The organism is Bacillus sp. ABA4_010, from assembly GCF_056159105.1.
Map to the genome: position 1 here is coordinate 3,646,059 of NZ_JBSWUN010000003.1, position 18,508 is coordinate 3,664,566.

16 protein-coding genes and 1 pseudogene are annotated in these 18,508 nt (G+C 37.7%); 3 read left to right on the plus strand and 14 right to left on the minus strand.

All coding sequences use genetic code 11. From position 1 onward, the window contains the following. Positions 1-27: 27 nt before the first annotated feature. The 6 genes from ACXAEO_RS19230 to ACXAEO_RS19255 form a co-directional block, all read right to left on the minus strand. Positions 28-573 (minus strand): signal peptidase I, encoded by a 546-nt coding sequence (locus tag ACXAEO_RS19230; RefSeq protein WP_474883757.1) that lies wholly within the window; start codon positions 571-573, stop codon positions 28-30. Beyond that, positions 566-2,608: a hypothetical protein gene (locus ACXAEO_RS19235; protein ID WP_474883759.1), complete on the minus strand. Its 2,043-nt coding sequence runs from the start codon at positions 2,606-2,608 to the stop codon at positions 566-568. Before ACXAEO_RS19235 ends, ACXAEO_RS19230 begins: the two co-directional genes overlap by 8 nt. Positions 2,609-3,023: 415 nt before the next feature. Then, positions 3,024-3,644 (minus strand): hypothetical protein, encoded by a 621-nt coding sequence (locus tag ACXAEO_RS19240; protein ID WP_474883760.1) that lies wholly within the window; start codon positions 3,642-3,644, stop codon positions 3,024-3,026. A 105-nt stretch (positions 3,645-3,749) separates the two neighbouring features. Beyond that, positions 3,750-4,580, minus strand: a complete 831-nt coding sequence (locus ACXAEO_RS19245) for a TasA family protein (protein ID WP_474883762.1) — start codon at positions 4,578-4,580, stop codon at positions 3,750-3,752. Positions 4,581-4,671: 91 nt separating this feature from the next. Then, a complete protein-coding gene (sipW, locus tag ACXAEO_RS19250) occupies positions 4,672-5,241 on the minus strand; it encodes a signal peptidase I SipW (RefSeq protein WP_474883764.1) in 570 nt (189 codons plus the stop codon). 430 nt (positions 5,242-5,671) lie between these two features. Next, entirely contained in the window at positions 5,672-5,983 is a 312-nt protein-coding gene (locus ACXAEO_RS19255; RefSeq protein ID WP_474883765.1) for a helix-turn-helix domain-containing protein, read from the minus strand. A gap of 529 nt (positions 5,984-6,512) precedes the next feature. On the opposite strand from ACXAEO_RS19255, the gene ACXAEO_RS19260 reads away from it, so the two are divergent. Next, complete coding sequence (locus ACXAEO_RS19260; RefSeq protein WP_474883767.1) at positions 6,513-6,701, plus strand: anti-repressor SinI family protein; 189 nt, start codon at positions 6,513-6,515, stop codon at positions 6,699-6,701. Positions 6,702-6,732: 31 nt separating this feature from the next. Here ACXAEO_RS19260 and ACXAEO_RS19265 read toward each other — a convergent pair whose 3' ends face one another. Further along, a complete protein-coding gene (locus ACXAEO_RS19265) occupies positions 6,733-6,936 on the minus strand; it encodes a hypothetical protein (protein ID WP_474884305.1) in 204 nt (67 codons plus the stop codon). Between the two features lie 19 nt (positions 6,937-6,955). Here ACXAEO_RS19265 and ACXAEO_RS19270 point away from each other — a divergent pair. Further along, positions 6,956-7,486: pseudogene (locus ACXAEO_RS19270) on the plus strand (methyl-accepting chemotaxis protein); the annotation flags it as partial. A 52-nt stretch (positions 7,487-7,538) separates the two neighbouring features. Here the strand turns inward: ACXAEO_RS19270 and ACXAEO_RS19275 are convergent. The 7 genes from ACXAEO_RS19275 to ACXAEO_RS19305 form a co-directional block, all read right to left on the minus strand. After that, entirely contained in the window at positions 7,539-9,473 is a 1,935-nt protein-coding gene (locus tag ACXAEO_RS19275) for an endonuclease MutS2 (protein ID WP_474883770.1), read from the minus strand. A 580-nt stretch (positions 9,474-10,053) separates the two neighbouring features. Further along, positions 10,054-11,217 (minus strand): mannitol-1-phosphate 5-dehydrogenase, encoded by a 1,164-nt coding sequence (locus ACXAEO_RS19280; RefSeq protein ID WP_474883772.1) that lies wholly within the window; start codon positions 11,215-11,217, stop codon positions 10,054-10,056. Between the two features lies 1 nt (position 11,218). Continuing rightward, positions 11,219-11,656 (minus strand): PTS mannitol transporter subunit IIA, encoded by a 438-nt coding sequence (locus tag ACXAEO_RS19285; RefSeq protein WP_474883774.1) that lies wholly within the window; start codon positions 11,654-11,656, stop codon positions 11,219-11,221. After that, the gene (locus tag ACXAEO_RS19290; protein ID WP_474883777.1) at positions 11,657-13,780 is read right to left on the minus strand and encodes a BglG family transcription antiterminator; all 2,124 of its coding nucleotides are present in this window, start codon (positions 13,778-13,780) and stop codon (positions 11,657-11,659) included. It abuts the gene before it with no gap. A 249-nt stretch (positions 13,781-14,029) separates the two neighbouring features. Next, on the minus strand, positions 14,030-15,817 hold the full coding sequence (locus ACXAEO_RS19295; RefSeq protein ID WP_474883778.1) for a PTS mannitol transporter subunit IIBC: 1,788 nt from the start codon (positions 15,815-15,817) through the stop codon (positions 14,030-14,032). Positions 15,818-16,024: 207 nt separating this feature from the next. Continuing rightward, on the minus strand, positions 16,025-16,255 hold the full coding sequence (locus ACXAEO_RS19300) for an excisionase family DNA-binding protein (protein WP_474883780.1): 231 nt from the start codon (positions 16,253-16,255) through the stop codon (positions 16,025-16,027). Between the two features lie 55 nt (positions 16,256-16,310). Then, a complete protein-coding gene (locus tag ACXAEO_RS19305; protein WP_474883782.1) occupies positions 16,311-17,546 on the minus strand; it encodes a hemolysin family protein in 1,236 nt (411 codons plus the stop codon). 208 nt (positions 17,547-17,754) lie between these two features. On the opposite strand from ACXAEO_RS19305, the gene ACXAEO_RS19310 reads away from it, so the two are divergent. Further along, positions 17,755-18,399: a peroxiredoxin-like family protein gene (locus ACXAEO_RS19310; protein ID WP_474883784.1), complete on the plus strand. Its 645-nt coding sequence runs from the start codon at positions 17,755-17,757 to the stop codon at positions 18,397-18,399. Positions 18,400-18,508 lie beyond the last annotated feature (109 nt).

The window sequence follows — 18,508 nt, forward strand, 5'->3', positions numbered from 1 at the left end:
TTAAAATAGGTGAGAAGTTCTTCTCACCTATCCTTCTTCTTTAGACAAAGCTACAGCATGCTGCAAATAGCGAAAACTAGAGGTCAACATGTAGACAGCAGGAATAATTAAAAAGATAACCATTCCCCATTTTGACTTCATAAAGTTCACTATGTAGCCAACATACGGGAACGTGACACCTTGATATTTTGCTACTACTAAATCGGCAGGGATTGGCCTAGCATCCGGTGTAAGATTGGCATCACCTTTTGTCGTAAATTCCGTGTAAGTTGCTTCTTCGTGTATAGCCATAATCCGATGTGTAATTAATTGATGATTTCTGGGAGATAGGAAGGTAATCACATCACCTTCCTGAAGCATTGTTGGGTTCTTTATCGCTTTGACAAGAATGACGGAACCTCTATCAATTTCTGGCTCCATAGAACCAGATAATATGGTCATGAACTGATAGCCCAAAAATTGAGGGGGCTCTTCCATAAATTTTGAAGAGACAATGAAGTAAACAGAGATTAATAGAAATATCAATCCTACCGTACTGACCGCTCTCATCATCCACACTTTAAATTCAGCCATCTACTTTAGACCCGATGGTGACCTTCACGTTATAGGCGTTTCTAAAATGAGTACCTTCTGTTTTTTTAGCTATGGATGAAGTATCCTTCTCTTCGTTCTTTTCTGATGAACGATTGTCTTGATGATCTGTGGTAGTATCATTTTCTGAGTCAGACTCTGTTTCTTCTTTTCTTGACTGAGAAGATACACTACTTCCCTCGCCCTTCGACTCTGTATCATGTTCAGAATGAGATGCTTGCTCATCTGATAGTGAAGAAGCATTGTCCTCTTCGTTCACTGTTGTCTTATCATGCACTTCTTCTTGCTCTGACTCAGACGTAGGCTCATTCAATGAATTATGTGTTTGACTATCTTCTGCTGAATCTGACACCACTTCCTCTTCTTTATTCACTGAAGGCTCTTCTGACTGTTCACTCGCTGGTTCTCCATCTCCTCCTTCTTGTTTTCTAGCTTCTTCAGGCATTACAGGCGGTCCTTCGGAGTCATTATTATCGACTGAATTTTCCTCTTTAGATTCAGTTTCTTCTTCAATCATATCGTGAGATTCTTCTGGTTGGTCTTCTGTTGGGGTGTCGGTTTCAGAATCTACATTTTCCTCTTCTTCTAGTGTAGGCGGTCGGGCTTCTGGTTGATCGAGTTCAGGCTCCTGTGTAGATTCTTCTTCTGGTTGATTATCTGTTGCAGATTCTTCTGTTTCTGGATTAGTTCCTTGTTCTGGAAATGTTGGAGGAGTTTCTCCTTTCCCTTCTTCTGCTACTCCCTCTTCCGTCCCTTGTTCTGACTCTTCTTCTGATTGATTATCTGTTGCAGATCCTTCTGCTTCTGGATTAGTTCTTTGTTCTGGAGATGTTGGAGGGATTTCTCCTTGCTCTTCTTCTGCTACTCCCTCTTCCGTCCCTTGTTCTGACTCTTCTTCTGATTGATTATCTATTATAGGTTCTTCTGTTTCTGGATTAGTTCCTTGTTCTGAAGATGTTGGAGGGATTTCTGGTTGATTAGTTGCTGGGGTTTCTTCCGTTGTTGGGTTTGTTCCTTGTTCTGGAGATGCCGGAAGAGTTTCTCCTTGTTCTGTTTCTGGCACACTAGTTTCGGGTCCTGTTTCACTGTCTTCTGATATTATTGGAGTCTCGTTCGACTGACTTCCTTTAGATGATTCACTTCCATTTTCTTTGTCTTGTTCCTTATTATCCTCTTCCGTTGATTCCTTCTCTATGTCCTCTTCCCTTTTCGCTTCTTCTAACTGTTTTTCAATTTCCTCTTGCTTTTTCGCTTCTTCCGCTAGCTGATTCTCTAACTCCTCTTGTTTCTTTGCTTCTTCTTCCATCTTCTGTTCTAATTCTTCTTGCTTCTTTGCTTCTTCTGCTAACTGCTTCTCTAACTCTTCCTGCTTTTTCGCTTCTTCCGCTAACTTCTGTTCTAATTCAATTTGCTTCTGCAACGCTTCTTCTGCCAGCTTTTCTTCCAATATTTTAACTTCCGCATGTTCGTCAGCATCATCCGCCATTTTTTCAACATCATCTAACGTTTTATACATCTCTTCAATATGGAATTTAACTTGCTTTGCTCCCTCTTGTACCATCATAAGAATATTCTCGACTGCTTCATCATTTTGAAGTTCTCGTTTTGCCCGAATTAAATAAGGTTCAAGTTCTTGGGCTTTCTCCAATCCCGCTTCTGTTTCATGATGCATCTCTTCTAGTAATGTTTCTAGATCCGCAACGCACTCCTTTGCTGCTTTCGAATCAGCTGTTGAGATACACTTCTTAAAAACGGTTGAAGCCTCTTTTTTCACCTCACTTACTACTTCTACCTTTCTCTTAACCTCATTAACGATCTCTTCAATTGTGCTTGGAAAAACAAATGAAGACGATACAACCCCATTCTCTACTTTTGCTACATCCGAAAAGGCTGAATATGAAGAAGGAATGGTCTGTACCATGCCAAATGCCGCTATTGATAATAAACTGGCGAAACGATAAACAGTTCTATTCCTTTTTTTTCTTTGCCTTTCTGTTGCTGCTCTTCTTTTTCTCATGCAAATGTCCACCCCCAATAAAATAATAAGGTTTTTATGTAAAAGCAGTTTGAGTTGTGTAATTTTGTAGCTATATAGTTGGGAACTTGATTGATACCTATCTTTTGTTCTTTATAAAGAACTTTTGTTTTATTATATCTTTTAGGTTGTTAATTATCAACCTAAAAAAAGAACAATTTTGTTCTTAAAAAAGAAATTAAACTAAAATTAACTTGAATGTTGTTATATCTCAGCATACATCCCTATTTTTGTTCTTTATAATAAACAGTTGTAAAACGAGCATATGCTATCTCCTAAAAAATTTGTCTATGCTGTATACCCTTTCATAAATCAAATCCAACTTTATTTAGAGTCAAATAAAAGAGTTTAATTTAATGTGCAAATTAAAAACATAAAAACCTTGATTATATAGCACTTAATCAAGGTCCAGTTTATTTTGTTTTAATTGCAGCTTCTTTTTCCTAAATAGATATGATAATACTCCTATTCCAAATAAAGAAGTACTTGCAAGTATGTTAAAAGTATTAATTTGCATGTTTGAATTCACAGGGAGAAAAGAAGCTATTGTGCTTTCATCATACAATTTCATCGCAAAACTAGTATAGGCCCCTTGAAATTCATTCCCTAATTCTTCTGGAACTTTAATCGTAAAGAACAGTTCTTCTTTTTCTAGATTTTTTAGTAATCGAGGAGCAAGTGTATCGAATTGATCTAATTTACCTTCATATAAGATTCTATCTTGTCCCTCTCCTTTAAGGTCTTCAATTTTCAATAACAACTGCTTATAAAACTCATTTGAACCACCAAACCAAGCTGGCGTATTTTTAATATTATAAATCAATTCGTCCGCTCTCTCATTTTGAACTGTGATAGTTTGTGTCACATAATCTCCTGGTGCTACATTAGTAACGTTGATTGAAAGTTTTTGTGCTTTTATTGAAACGTCGGCTATTGCTTCCTCATTATTAGTGTTACTGAACACTTGTAAAGATGAAAAGGATATTAGGATAATAACTGTTAAAAAGATGCTCTTCATTTTTACCTTCCTTATTATTAAGATCCTTAATTTTATAAAAAAATCTATAATATGAATAGAAAAGGTGGGAATTCCACCTTTTCTGTAAAAAACTTTTATAATCTATTAGTCTTCCACTGAGTTAGTATGTGTTGCTGAACCTTCAGTTACTGGATCCGGCATAGTTGAACCATCTGCAGAACCTTGCACATCATTGTTTATCGCACCATTACCATTAGGAGTGTCTACATGTACACCATCCCATTGAGTTGCTTCAAGATTAAAGAAGAAGTCAACTTTATCACCTTGGAATTTATTTTGTACGTACTCTCCTTTTTTGTTCTTTGTGTCATCATTATTAAATGTGATTTGAATGAATACATTATCACTATCTGTAGGAGTTACCGGTATACCTCTATATTGATTATCAGCTACTGTTAATGCAGCTAAGTTAATTTTATTCCCTGCACCTAAGTACTCAGATTTAACCTTATTTACATAATTTCCATCTACAAGATCAGCTAAAGTTAATGTCTCACCAGACTTAACAATATTATTTCTTGGTTCCCATTTTGTTGATTCACCATCAACATTTGCAAAATCAATTACAAATTGAGATAAATATTCTGCTTTACTGTTTTTACCACCATTCACCACTGTAAGATCATCGGTGAAATTAGTAGCAGTAGTGTCTAATAATACCTCTTTGATAGCTAAAGAACCTTTATTATTTAGTTTAAAAATTCTTTGTACATTATCTCCTGGTTTCATGTTGCTAAGATCAAAACTAATAGGTTTGTTACCACTCTTACCAACTTCTAAATCCAAAGTACCCGCAGCAAAATGGTTGTTAATCGTTGCGGTATCATTGAACGCCGCCCAAGTTCCACCACCTACTAATGATAACCCTAATGCTGCTGAAGCTACACCCATACCTAATTTCTTTTTAATGCTCATCCTAATTTCCTCCCCGTTTTCACCCTTATTTTTTGGGTATGTAAGTTTTTATATTGAACCCTTACGTTTTCATAAGGAGTTACAATTATTGTTAAGCCGGTTTCTCAGCTTCCTGGCTCTTGCTTGTTTTATCGAGTTCTCTCAATGCTCCAACGATGGTGACTGCAGAATAAAGAAGTAAGAGTACACCTGGTGTAATGAGTAAGATTGCTGTTCCTTTGCTAGATTGTGCAAAATCTATGAAATATCCCAAGTAAGGAATAGTGAAGCCTGTGTATGTTCCAATGACATTTGGTGCTAGTACTGGTTGAGTATCTGCACTTTGGTTATTGTCCCCTTTTGTTTGATACATGGTGTTTTCACCATTTTTGATGACTTCAATAATTCTATGAGTAACGAACTTGTCACCTTGTTCTAGAAAAGTAACAACATCGCCTTTTTTCAAACTAGCTGGATCTTCTATCGGTTTGATAGCGATGATCGAGCCCGTTTGAAATGTCGGTTCCATCGAACCAGAAAGAACGGTTTTAAGTTGATAGCCAAATACTTGTGGTTCACCGCCTGATGCTTTAGACGAAATGACTGTAAAAACCATTAAGAGCAGAAGCGCAAATAGTAGAAAACTAACGGCACTGCTTATCATTTTCATAACTTTCTTCATGTTTTCCCCGCCTTTATTTAATGTTTGTATGTGTTTACTACCATTTGAAAATACATGAATTAGCGTCGAGTTCTTAATCATTCGATCTTTCCAATGAACATCTTTCCACTTAAAACAAGGAAACATTCTCTATTTTGTTCGTTCCATCAGTTATCTTGTTCTTTTTAAAGAACTTATAGATTGAGTATATACGACCTATTATGGTTTGAAAAACCTCTAAAATAGGCGAATATTCTTAATAAAGAACAGTTTTCATCCATTATCTCGATTTTTCTCTTATTTTCTTATATTTTCGTATTTTTTAAAGAACATTTTTGTTTCTTTTAGTGAACATATGTTAAGAAAGACTACAATAACTATTTATAACGATGAGAACAAAATTAATAGAAACAAATAAAAACCACAAACCATTCAAAATGGTTTGCGGCCTTTATTTCAGCAGTTGTATTAATTGCTTCAGTTTTTCTTTATCGATATTGGATTGAGTCATCTCCCAGGCTAGATTCAGAATTTCCTCATCTAGCTGCGATGGATCTATTTGTTTTCCTTCTTCCGTTAAGAGTTCGTGAACATCCACGTTTAGTCCCTTTGCAATTTTCTCTATAATATCGATTCCAGGATTTTTTTGCTTTCCGCGTTCAATAAAACTTAAATATGACTTAGAAACACCAGAAACCTTTGACAGTTCTGTCAACGAAATGCTTTGTGCTATTCTTAAATCTCGAATTTTTCTCCCATCCATATTTCCTTCTCCTTCTCCTTCTAAATTGGAACCTCCCTTTTTCGATATAGCATTTGAAGTATTGATACTTTTGTCTATTTTGAATGAGTTATTGAAAAATAAATAAGTTCTTTATAAAGAACGTTAAATTTAATTAGAAGTATACATGATGAAGATTGAGAAAGTAAAGCGATTAAATGCAGGGACAATTTCTTATGTGAACTAAAAGTCTGATAACTTGAATAAACTTTTTGACAAATCCTCACAAGGTTGTCTATTGTCCGACGATAAATCTGTTTATTTTCTCGTACTAAAGTCATAAAAATTTTATATTAAAAAAATATAGCTTTCGTATTTTTGTAAAAAAGACGGGGACTTCTCTTATTTTCCTACACATTTATTACACTCCACACCTACAATTTTTCATGTTATTTTAAAGACGACAAACTATAACAGATTTTTCAAAAAGTTTCCATATAATTATAGTTATAGACGATGTGGATGGCTAGGCCGAAATTATCCATGCGATTAGTATGTTAGGGAGGTTACCATGGGGGATATATTAAGAGGATTGCACGCAAAGATGGAAAAGATGGAAGAGATTGATTACGAATGGGTAAAGCTCATTGAAGAAGCCTTACGGATTGGACTAACAAAAGAAGAAATTCGAGCGTTTTTAAAAAGCAATGAAAGTTTGGAAGACTCTATTATTAAGCCTTCTAAAGTCTCGGGCATATAAGCACTTTAAAAAGAAAACAGATTGTCTCCTGTCAGTAACTTCCCTGATTGCCGTTAAAGCAATCAGGTTTTTTCTTTGATGTCATTTGCTTTTCATTTGCTTTAATAAATAAAATCTTCACATTTGCCACCACGGCCGCTGCTGGTATACCTTTCTTCTCTTCGTAGCGAATGATATTCCATTCTACAAAATTCGATATTTTTTTACAAATTTTTAATGTTTCCTTTAAAAACATATTTTATACTTCTAATACAATTTCGGATCAAACGAACTTACTTGCCTTAAATGCAAGCATTGAAGCAGCACGGGCGGGAGATAGCGGCAAAGGATTCGCCGTTGTAGCCCAAGAAGTGCGTAAATTAGCTGAACAATCGAAGATAGCGACTCAAAAAATTCAAACGACTATTAGCGACATTAACAAAGAAACGAAAAAAGCCGTCAATGCAATGGGACAAACAGCAGAAATGACAAAAGAGCAGCATACTGCTGTCCAGCAAACAGAAGAGGCTTTCCATATTATCGCTTCTTCTGTTCAAGAACTGTTAAAAGCTATCAGCACCGTTTCTACACAAGTAGAGTCAATGGACGGGCTAAAAGATGGTTTAGTAGATTCGATTCAAAACATTTCAGCCATCTCTCAACAAACGGCAGCGTCCGCAGAAGAGGTGAGCGCCTCAACTGAAGAGCAGTTAACCGCATTGGAGCGTGTTTCTGTTTCAGCTGAGCTTTTAAGCCATTCAGCCGATGAATTACAAACATTAATCAAACAGTTTAAATTAACATAAAGAAAAAGCCTGCCAAACGCGATTTGGACAGGCTTTTTTATAGTTATTTTTACTAGTCTTGTTCTTTCTCAATCATCAGTCCTTCGACATGATGCTTCGACATTTTTCTTCGGATTTTTCGATGTTCCTTTGATTCGAAAATGATGTCCATATCATAGTCTTCTGGATAAAGCTCTTCTGCTTTAATATAAAGCGAAAGCCGTTTATGGTTAAGCTTCAGTTTTTCTCCTTTTACAAGCACCTCGACGTCACCCCGCTCATCCGCTTCTTTAAAGACGATACCGAACTCATTTAAGGACGGGATTTTGACGTTATCCCCCTGTTTAAATGAGATGACTTCTGGTGCCTTTTCATCTTTTTTCCCATGCTTTTGCTTTTGCACATATTTTTCGTTCATCGCCAGCTGTCGCTCCAATTCATGCTTACCAAACGTAGAAGAAGCCTCGTAACGCTTCGACTCTTTATATGTGATTTCATGCGCCCTCTCAATCAATTTTGGGTGCATGCCAAGTCGTAAGGCAATGGCAAATGCTTGACTGTCTCCACCCTTTCCGATTAACAGCCGGTATGTCGGTTGAAGCGTTTCAGCATCAAATTCCATGGAGCCGTTCTCAAAGCCATCACGGTTAGCTGCATATGCTTTAATTTCACTGTAATGCGTCGTCGCCAGCAATGTGGCTCCTTTTTTATACAGTTCTTCAAGAATCGACGTAGCTAAGCCCATGCCTTCTGCCGGATCTGTTCCTGAACCGAGCTCATCTAAGAGGACGAGTGTTTGCGGAGTCGTTTCCCCTAAAATATCAATAATGTTTTTCACACGTGAAGAGAACGTGCTCAATGATTGTTCGATGCTCTGTCCATCACCAATATCAACGAGAATCTTTTGGAAGATGGCAATTTCACTTCCTTCTTTCACAGGGATGTGAATACCTGCCTGAGCCATCATCGTCAAAAGTCCTACTGTTTTAACCGTAACCGTTTTTCCACCTGTATTCGGTCCAGTAATGACGAGTGCGTCAAACTTATCCCCAATCCTAAAATTCAACGGTACCGCACTTTCCCCAAGCAATGGATGCCTTGCTTCATTTAGTCGAATTGTATGATGTTCGTTGATTTGAGGAGCGATTCCGTGAATGTCTCGGCTGAATTTTGCCTTCGCAAAGATAATATCGTATTGCGTCATCGTATCCACTGCAATATTAATTTCTTGTTCCCGCTCTTCTACAAGGTTGGTCAATTCCATTAAAATGCGTTGCTCTTCCAACTCTTCCTGGATTTTCAACATATCGATTTCATCTTGGATGAATCCGATTTCTTCTGGCTCCATGTAAACAGTAGAACCTGATGCAGAAGAATCGAGTACGGACCCTTTTAAGTTTTTCCTATATTCTTTTTTCACCGCAATGACATAGCGCCCATTACGCATGCTGACAATTTTTTCTTGAAGATATTTGCTATATTTCGCTGACTTCAATATTTGGTCGATCCGGCTTTTAATCCGTTCTTCCAATACCGCGATTTGCTTTCTTGTTTTTAACAGTGGTTTGCTGGCATAATCATCCACTCGTCCATTACGGATACAACGTACAATTTCATCCGCCAATTCCGTTAAATCCTCCATCGAATAAACATATGTGGTAATAACCGGGGCTGCATACTCTTTATCTTTCATAAAGCTTTTAAGTTTTTCAATCGACATTAATAAATCGTACAGACTCATCAGTTGATCCGGGCGTAAAGCAATGCTTTTACGCAAATTTTTCAAAAGCTGACCAATCCCCTTTAAACCATGAATCGGGACACTGGAACTGATTTGTAAAATGTTCTTCGCCTCTGTCACTTCGTCAAGCCAAGCTTCGATTTGCCTTTTTCTTGTTGATGGCATCAAAGTGGCAATTTTTTCTTTTCCTAATTCTGAAATTGCATATGAGGTAATGATTTGTTTTACATCGTGAAACTGAAGTGTTTCGATTGTTTGTGAATTCAATGGTATTTCCTCCTAAAAATAGTAGTTGTCTAACTAGTTTTACGTGCGAGGAAATGTAAGAACACACGATGTCGCAATGGGGATGGGTGATTGATAAAAGAGACCATCATCTAGCTCCATAATGCAACAAAGCGACAATAAAAAACCGCAAAAGAACATACACTCGTTCCGTTGCGGTTAATGGCAGAATTTATAAATAAAGCATATCTCTCCTGTCATCAATAAGCAGGCATTATGCTTCGTTTCCATCATTAGGAGTTGGCGCAAACTTGTGTTCTTAACATTTCGCATTCCGAAAAAATCCATCAGGAAATAAGCATTGATTACAATGCTATTTTTTCAGATACGCACGTATAAAATTACGTTTAGTTAAGAACTGCACCTTCCATAAAACATACTCCTTTATTAAAAAGATGTGTTTATTATAAACAACTTCCTCCAAAAAGTACAGACATGATTCATCTTTTTCCACACTCTCAAACGAAAAATTTCGAAAAGTCGGCGGCATACAAAAGGGACCGTTTATCATCACGATCCCTTTTGCTGAAGGTGTCTAAACTAGCTACCTTCTTGTTTTTTATTATTGTAAAGCTCCGTTTTTTAATGCATTGTACTGCTCGACAATTAACTGTCCTAGCACGCTTTGTCCATCCAATTTCGTGTACATTTCAATTGTTGCTTCTACACCGTTGCTTTGAATGTTCTCTTGGATTGCTGCTGCTTCCTCATCTTGTACGTAATCATAGAGAAGAGCTGCAGCGATGCTTTTCGCCAAATATGTCGGCTGCTCACCTACTAGCTCCATATACTGAGCAGCCGGACTAACAAGACGGTCATTCGGGCCAAGCTTACGGATTGGAGAACGTCCCACTCTTGTTACTTCATCTGAAATATGCGGGTTAGAAAAGCGTCCGATAATTTTGTTGATGTATTCTTGATGCTTTTCCATATCAAATCCGTATTTTTTAACCAACAATTGTCCTGTTTCTTGAAGAGTTTTTTCGACAAGCGTCTTAATTTCTTCATTTTTCATTGCTTCGTCAACCGTTGGAATGTCTCCATAGTAACCTAAGTAAGCGGCAACGGCATGACCTGTGTTAACAGTAAACAATTTTCTTTCAATATATGGCTTTAAATCATTTACAAACGTAATTCCTTCCACAGGCGGTTTTTCTCCGACAATGTTCGTTTCATCCACTGCCCACTCATAAAAAGGCTCCACCATTACCATAAGTTTGTCTTCATTGGATTGGTTTGGTACAATTCGGTCAACCGCAGCATCTGGGAAACCGAAACGCTCATCAAATACAGCCTTTTCTTCTTCGCTAATTTTTTCGTACACTTTTTCTTTAAGAAGTGTGCTTCCGCCAATCATATTCTCACACGCAATAACATTAAGCGGCTTTTCTGTTGTTTGGATTCTTTTGCGTAATCCTTCCGCCACAAGTCCTGCAATGAGTGGTAAAATGTTTGGCCCGACAGCAGCTGTCACTAAATCAGCTTTTGCAATCGTATCGATGACTTGCTCAGGATTGGCTTGGCTGTTAATGGCGGATACATTTTTAATCACGAGCTCTTCTTGAGAATTGTCTGCAATGACAACGCGGTATTCTTGTTTTTCGTTTAATAACTCAACAATCTCGCTGTTGACATCTACAAAGCATGTTTGGAAACCAGATTGATATAACAGACTTCCAATGAAGCCTCTTCCAATGTTTCCTGCTCCGAAATGCACCGCTAACATATTAGTTCACTCCTTCAAAAAGAGCCAAAATTTCTTCTTTAGACGCAGCATTCACGACATTCAACACGTTTTCTTCTTCAGAGCATACGATCGCAATTTTTGATAAAATTTCTAAGTGCTCATCGCCTTTTCCAGCAATTCCGATTAGAAGCTTAACGATATTGCCGTTTCCAAAGTCCACACCTTCTGGCACTTGAATAATTGCAATTCCAGATTCTTTTACAGATTGCTTCGCTTCTTCTGTACCATGAGGGATTGCTACAAAGTTCCCCATATAAGTAGATGTTAATTCTTCACGCTCAAGCATTTTCTCTACATAGTCTGCATCAACGTAACCATTTTCAACTAATACATTTCCTGTGAATCGAATTGCACTCTCTTTGCTGTCCACTTTTGCGTTTAATACAACTGTTTCTGCTGATAAAATTGGTAAAGACATTTAAAATCTCCTCATTTCGGTTAATTTTTCATCAAAAAATTGTTCAAACTTGGCGGCCATATAAGAAGAAATAGCCTTTTCATCATTGGATTCAAACAATGATATACTTTGTTCATTTTCTATAATTAATGAACTAATAAAGCTTAAAGCCTCTAAACCTTGACTTGGGAACTGCTCAGGTGATAGAAGTAAAAGAATGCTGCTGACTTCCATCTCTTGTTGGTCCATCCCTTTAACCATAATCGGTGTATGAAGGCGATGAACCGTAAAGGACGGATCTACAACGGCTGCACTTCGTGAATGAAATAATACAAGCTTTGTTCCCGGAATCCCCAAACCTCCAAGCTGTTCGCGCTCTAATAACGCCTTTACAACTAACTCCACATCGGCGATAACGCCTTGTTCATGTAAATGGGCACACGCCGTTTCCAGCAAATCACTCACTTCACTAGTCGAAGCGGACTCTACTACTTGAAATCCACTTAAAATAAGCGAAATGACCTTGGAGTACTGATGAATGCTTTGCATTTTTTCAATGGTTTGCTTAGGATCCGTAAACTCCGGGGTTTTCACTATTGACAGAGGCATCCCTTTACGAAAATCTTGAAGATGCGTTTGTTCCCGAATATATTGTCTGACTTTCTCGATTTCCTCTGTCGTCAACATCGGACTGACGACAATATAGTCTTTCGAGAAGTTAGGCAAATTGATGGTTGAAATAATAAGGTCTGCATCCTTTAAATCAATTTGATTCAATTCAAAGAGCGATATGTTTTTAAGTTGTTTAATTTCAGGAATTTCCTGCTGAACCCTTGTCGCTAACATTTTGGATGTCCCAATGCCGCTTGAACAAATAACTAACGCTTTTAAATCATTTGTTTCACGGTTCCCTAACAACGCTGACCCAAAATGCATGACTAAATATCCAATTTCTTCATCGGGTACAGATAAATCCGGAAAAATAGTTTCCACCGCTTCTTTTACAATAAAAAACAAATCTTTGTAGTCTTCTTTAATTTGGGAAAGCAGTGGATTTGTAATCCCCATATTCTGTTTAATGCGATACAGGGCAGGTTTTAAATGTGCAATAAGACCTTGAAAAAGAGATACATTGCTAGTTAAATCATAATGCAATTGCGTTTCAACAAATTGGATGAGGCTTTTTGTTTTGACTGCTACCTGAAAACTCGACTCTTCAAGCAAATATTCTTTATCATGTCTCAGCTTCGCTCCTTGCAGATGCATCGTAATATACCCAACTTCTGCAACCGGAATCTCGACATTAAACACTTTCGTTAGTTTATCAATGATCTTTTGAGCGATTTTGTATTCTGGTGCAATCTGCAAAGTTTCTAAGTAGGCTTGATCCATATTAATGTTCTCCCCTTGCAGGATACGCTCCATTGCCAGTGCCAAATGAACGACAAGGCCGATATACGCGCTGTCCGCAATTGCATAAGGAAGCTCTTCATTAATTTCTTCAATCACTTTTTCCACAACCAGCAACTTTTTCTTTTCAACAAGCCCTAATAGTCTTTCCGAAATGGAGTCTGTTTGCTGAGTCGATTTTTTTTGGATGTTTTCTCTTACTAACGATAAAAACTCCACTTCATTGAGATGGTCAGCGATGAGACTTCTCATCGCTCTTCTCTTCGAAGTCTCTGTTCCCGTAATCTCGACTCCGTACCCTCTTTTTCGAATAAGCGATAAATCAAACGGATTCAGTTGACTTTCTAATTTTGTTAAATCATTGCTGATTGTCGCAATGGTGACATTTAGTTCATTTGCTAGAACAATGAGCTTAACCGGCTCTGTTGCCTCCAGCAATGCACATAAAATCATGGTTTGGCGTTCATCCGGAGTGTATTCATTATGAGATAGATTAAAAAGAATCAACTTTAATTCCTCAACCTTCTCCTTCTCTCCAATGATTTGGATGCCGACTCCCGATTTTTTCACAAGCGTTAAATCATATTCGTTTAACGTATCCTCGACACCCTTTAAGTCGCGATGAATGGTACGTACACTCACATCCATTTCATCCGCGAGATCTTTTACTGTCATCTCTTCATTTTTTGATAATAAGATATCCAGTACCAGTCTTTCTCTTGCAGAAATATACATACTGTTCACTCCATTAAGGAACTGTTAATCAATGCTGTATGTCTATTATAATGATGACAACTTTTAACCTCTATACCTACACCTTTATGATAAAACGGTTACACCTGTTCGAACAATAAAAGAAAAATACATTTTCGGCAAAATCATTGTTGCCATTTTTTAAAAAGAAACCGTTCAGCCTATATGAACCTCCTGTGAACGGTGAAATGAAAAAGCCTGATTCTATGGAGAATCAGGCTCAAGTCACAATTATTTAAGCTTTTCAATCAGTTCATCGTACTTCGGACTATTTAAGAAGTTGTCTACGGAGATATGACGGGCATTTGGCAATTTGGCTTTCGCTCGATCCGTTAAATCTTTATGTGTGATGACAACATCTGCATCCGCTGGCAAGTTGTTAATCGATGTGTTCGATACGGCCACATCTACACCCGCTTTTTGCACTTTGTTTTTCAAGATGGATGCGCCCATCGCACTAGAACCCATTCCTGCATCACATGCAAAGATAATTTTAGACACTTGATCATATCCTTGTTCTTCTTCCACTTGTACGTTCTCTTCTACTACTTCATCTTCTTGTTCATTCTTTAGTGCCGATAATAATTCTTCATACTTCGGACTATTTAAGAAATTGTCTACAGAGATGTGAGCAGCGTTCGGTAATTTGGCTTTCGCACGATCTGTTAAGTCTTTATGTGTAATAACGACATCCGCATCTGCTGGTAAATTATTAATCGACGTATTGGATACGGCAATATCCAATCCAGCTTTTTGCACTTTATTTTTCAAAATAGATGCGCCCATTGCACTAGAGCCCATTCCTGCATCACAAGCAAAGATGATTTTATTCACATCTTTCGGTAATTCGCTTTGTACAGGTGCTTCTTTCACTTCAACTTGCTCTTTTGCTGCTTCTGTTTGAATGAACGCAGTTGCCTTGCTTTCTTTTCCTTTTAATGCCGCTGTTTTTTCGGCAGCTTTTGTTAAATCATCTTCATTTGTTTGTTTTGAAGCTTTTAAAATAACCGCTGAGATTAAGAACGATACAGCCGCTGCTGCTAACACCCCAGCTAAAACCCCTAAGTAGTTTCCTCTTGGTGTCATCGCTACTAATGCGAAAATACTTCCTGGTGATGGTGCAGCTACTAAACCTGCATCAAAAATTAAGAATGTAAATACCCCAGTTGCTCCACCTGCAATAGCCGCTACAAGAAGAAGAGGCTTCATTAAAATGTAAGGGAAGTAAATTTCATGAATTCCACCTAAGAAGTGAATGATCGCTGCACCAGGTGCTGTTTGTTTGGCCATTCCCTTACCAAATAAAATGTAAGCTAATAAAATTCCTAAACCAGGCCCCGGGTTAGATTCTAATAAGAATAAAATCGATTTCCCCGCACTTGCTGCCTGTTCAATTCCGATTGGACTTAAAATCCCATGGTTAATTGCGTTATTTAAAAATAATACTTTAGCTGGTTCAATGAATACACTCGCAAGAGGCAACAAATTAGCGTCAACAATAGTTTGTACGCCAGCTGCTAATGATTTATTCAAAGTTAAAACGACTGGACCAATTCCTTTGTAAGCCAATAATGTTAAAATACCAGCAATGATACCTGCTGAAAAGTTATTGACTAACATTTCAAAACCAGATTTTACTTTTCCATCAATTGCTTGGTCAAACTTTTTAATTGCCCATCCGCCTAATGGACCCATAATCATGGCACCTAAAAACATGGGAATATCCGAACCGACAATGACCCCCATTGTCGCGGTTGCCCCAACGACGCCACCTCGTAAATCATAAACAATTCTTCCACCGGTAAAACCGATTAAGATTGGTAATAAATACGTGATCATCGGACCGACAAGCGCGGCTAAATCTTCATTTGGAAACCATCCTGTTGGAATGAATAAAGCAGTAATAATTCCCCATGCAATGAATGCACCTATATTCGGCATAATCATGCCGCTTAAATAACTACCAAAACGCTGAATCTTAACTTTAACAGCTGAGTTGGACTCATTTGAATTCGTCATATTTATCTAAACTCCTTTCAAAAGCTATAAGATAGCTTTAAGTTGTACTCTTATAATAAAGCGTTTACACGTGGTATATCAATTTATAGAAAAACCTATTTTGTCAATTTAGTTGTTGTCATCATTAAAATAAAAAACACTGACGCCTAATATTAACCAATTGGCTCGCCAGTGTTTCATTCCTATTATGCTATTTCTTATCTGATTTTAATCTTCATCTTTTACGTCCAAATCCTCTGGAATTGGCTCGCTTAAATATTCCGCCAGCAGTTTTTTATATGTTTCCATTTGCTCAAGATGATTCGTAAACTGCTCCTTGTTAATTAAGTATTGAGTCCCGTCGTGAACCGCACGGATTTTCCCTTGCATCACAAGGCTTTTAATATAGGATTCAGGCAACGATAAATATTCCGCCACTTCATCCATTTTGAGGTACATGTCACCACTTCCTTTCAGTTCGTGACCGCTTTTTCATGCTTATTATCACCTTGCGTTAAGGTTGATGTGTTTTTTTTACAATTTGGATTTGCTTAATCGTATACTCCTCTACCTTTTTCACTTCAAAGTGAAGATGGTGATATTCTAACGTTTCTCCTTCTTTCGGAAAATGACCAAGCTCTTTTAAAAGAAACCCTGCCAAAATATCTTCGTTTTCAGGAATTTTCGTTTTGAATACTTCATTCACACGGCGAATGGCTAACTTTCCATGACAAATGATATGAGAATCCGTCAGTTCGTCAATGAGTACTTCTTCATCTTCATCTGTTTCATCGGCAATTTCCTGTCCAATCATCGCTTCAATAATGTCTTCATGGCTAATAATCCCCATTGTGCCACCGTATTCATCAATAACAATCGCCAAATGCTTCTTCTCTTTCAACATCATCTTGAATAATTTTTCAATTGATAATGTTTCAATGACAAACAATGGCTTATTATCCGTAAAGTCTTCCAATTTTCGTGTCGGGTCCAGTGACCACTCAAGCAACAGCTTCGCGTGGAACACGCCGACAATATTGTCCATATCCTCTTTATAAACAGGATACCTTGTATAATTATTGGTTAGCACAATCTCGCGCGCTTCTTCAAACGTCGAATCAAACGGAATTCCTTGAATTTCCATCCTCGGTGTTTTTAGTGCATCACGGACATCTTTGCTGTAAAAATCAATCGCACCCTTTATCCGCTGCGTTTCTTCGTTTTGAAATGTTCCTTCTATTGAAGCAATATCCAACATTGTTTTTAATTCTTCCTTGGAAATCGTCGCTTCTTCTACCTGTCCTTTTGATAAGGCTCTAATGACTGCTCTTGTAAATGTTGACAGCAAAAAAGTCAATGGCTTAAACACAATTAAAAGCACATTAATGACTGGTGCAACTGTAAAAGCAATTTTCTCTGAAAAAGTAGCGGCCACAGACTTTGGCAATACTTCAGCAAAAATGATTAACACGACCGTTAAAATCCCAGTTGCCAGTCCGACATTAAATCCATATTCAATCGCTACAATGGTTACGAGTGTCGGTAGCATGATATTAGCGATATTGTTTCCGATTAAAATAGCCGTAATTAACTCATCCGGCTTTGATATGAGTTCAAGCAACTTTTGGGCACTTTTCTCCCCATTTTCCGCCCTCGTTTGTATTTTCATTCTGTTAGCTGCCGTCAGAGCTGTTTCACTCCCTGACAGAAAAAAGGACATGAGCATGAAAAATAAAATAGCAATAAACAACTTGTTTCCTCCCTATTAACTGAGCTTTCTTACCATACTCGCTTATTTATTATAATGTATCCTCTCACGTATTAGCAAAACCAGAGAATCTCACAATTTTAAAAAAAGCGTCGTTATAATGCTAATAGTCAAAACTGTGAGCTCGATTACAGTCTTTTTTTCGTTTCTCTACTATAATGAAAACAGTACATAAAAGGGAGGAAGCAAGATGAGTCAATTAGCACAAGATTTAGCATCCATCCAAGAGAACATGAAAGCAAACAGTCCCATTGAAGTTTGGAATATGATTGAACAGTCGATTAAAGACGTACAAAACAGCGGAGTGGCAGCTGGCCTATCGGTCGGAGATAAAGCCCCCGATTTCACCTTAGTGAATGCAGTAGGAGAAAAGGTCAACTTATATGATGAATTAGCAAAAGGACCCGTTGTATTAACCTTCTACCGCGGTTCATGGTGTCCATATTGCAGCCGCCAATTACGCTCATTCCAACAAGCACTTCCAGATATTCAAAGCATTGGGGCTCAATTCATCGCGGTCAGTCCGCAAACACCTGATCATTCTCTTACACAAAAAGAAAAGCAGGAGCTGAGCTTTCAAGTGTTAAGCGATACGAAAGGACTTGTCTCAGCCAAATATAACATCTTATTCGATGTACCGCCTTATTTAAAAAAGTTGTATGAATCAATGGGGCTTGATTTAGAAGGCTTCCACGGAGGAAACTATTGGATTTTACCCGTTCCTTCCACATTTATGATTGATGAAACTGCCACCGTGCGCTTTGCTGATGTTAATCCAAATTTCATGGACCGACTGGACCCAGAAGTCATTATGGACCATTTAAGAAATTTGTAATGAACACAAAAAAGCCATCTTGCCCCAACGCGCATAACGGGCAAAGATGGCTTTCACTTTTATGTCTATTTCTATTTTAAATAATAGCTTTCCTTATCTGCTTCTTCCA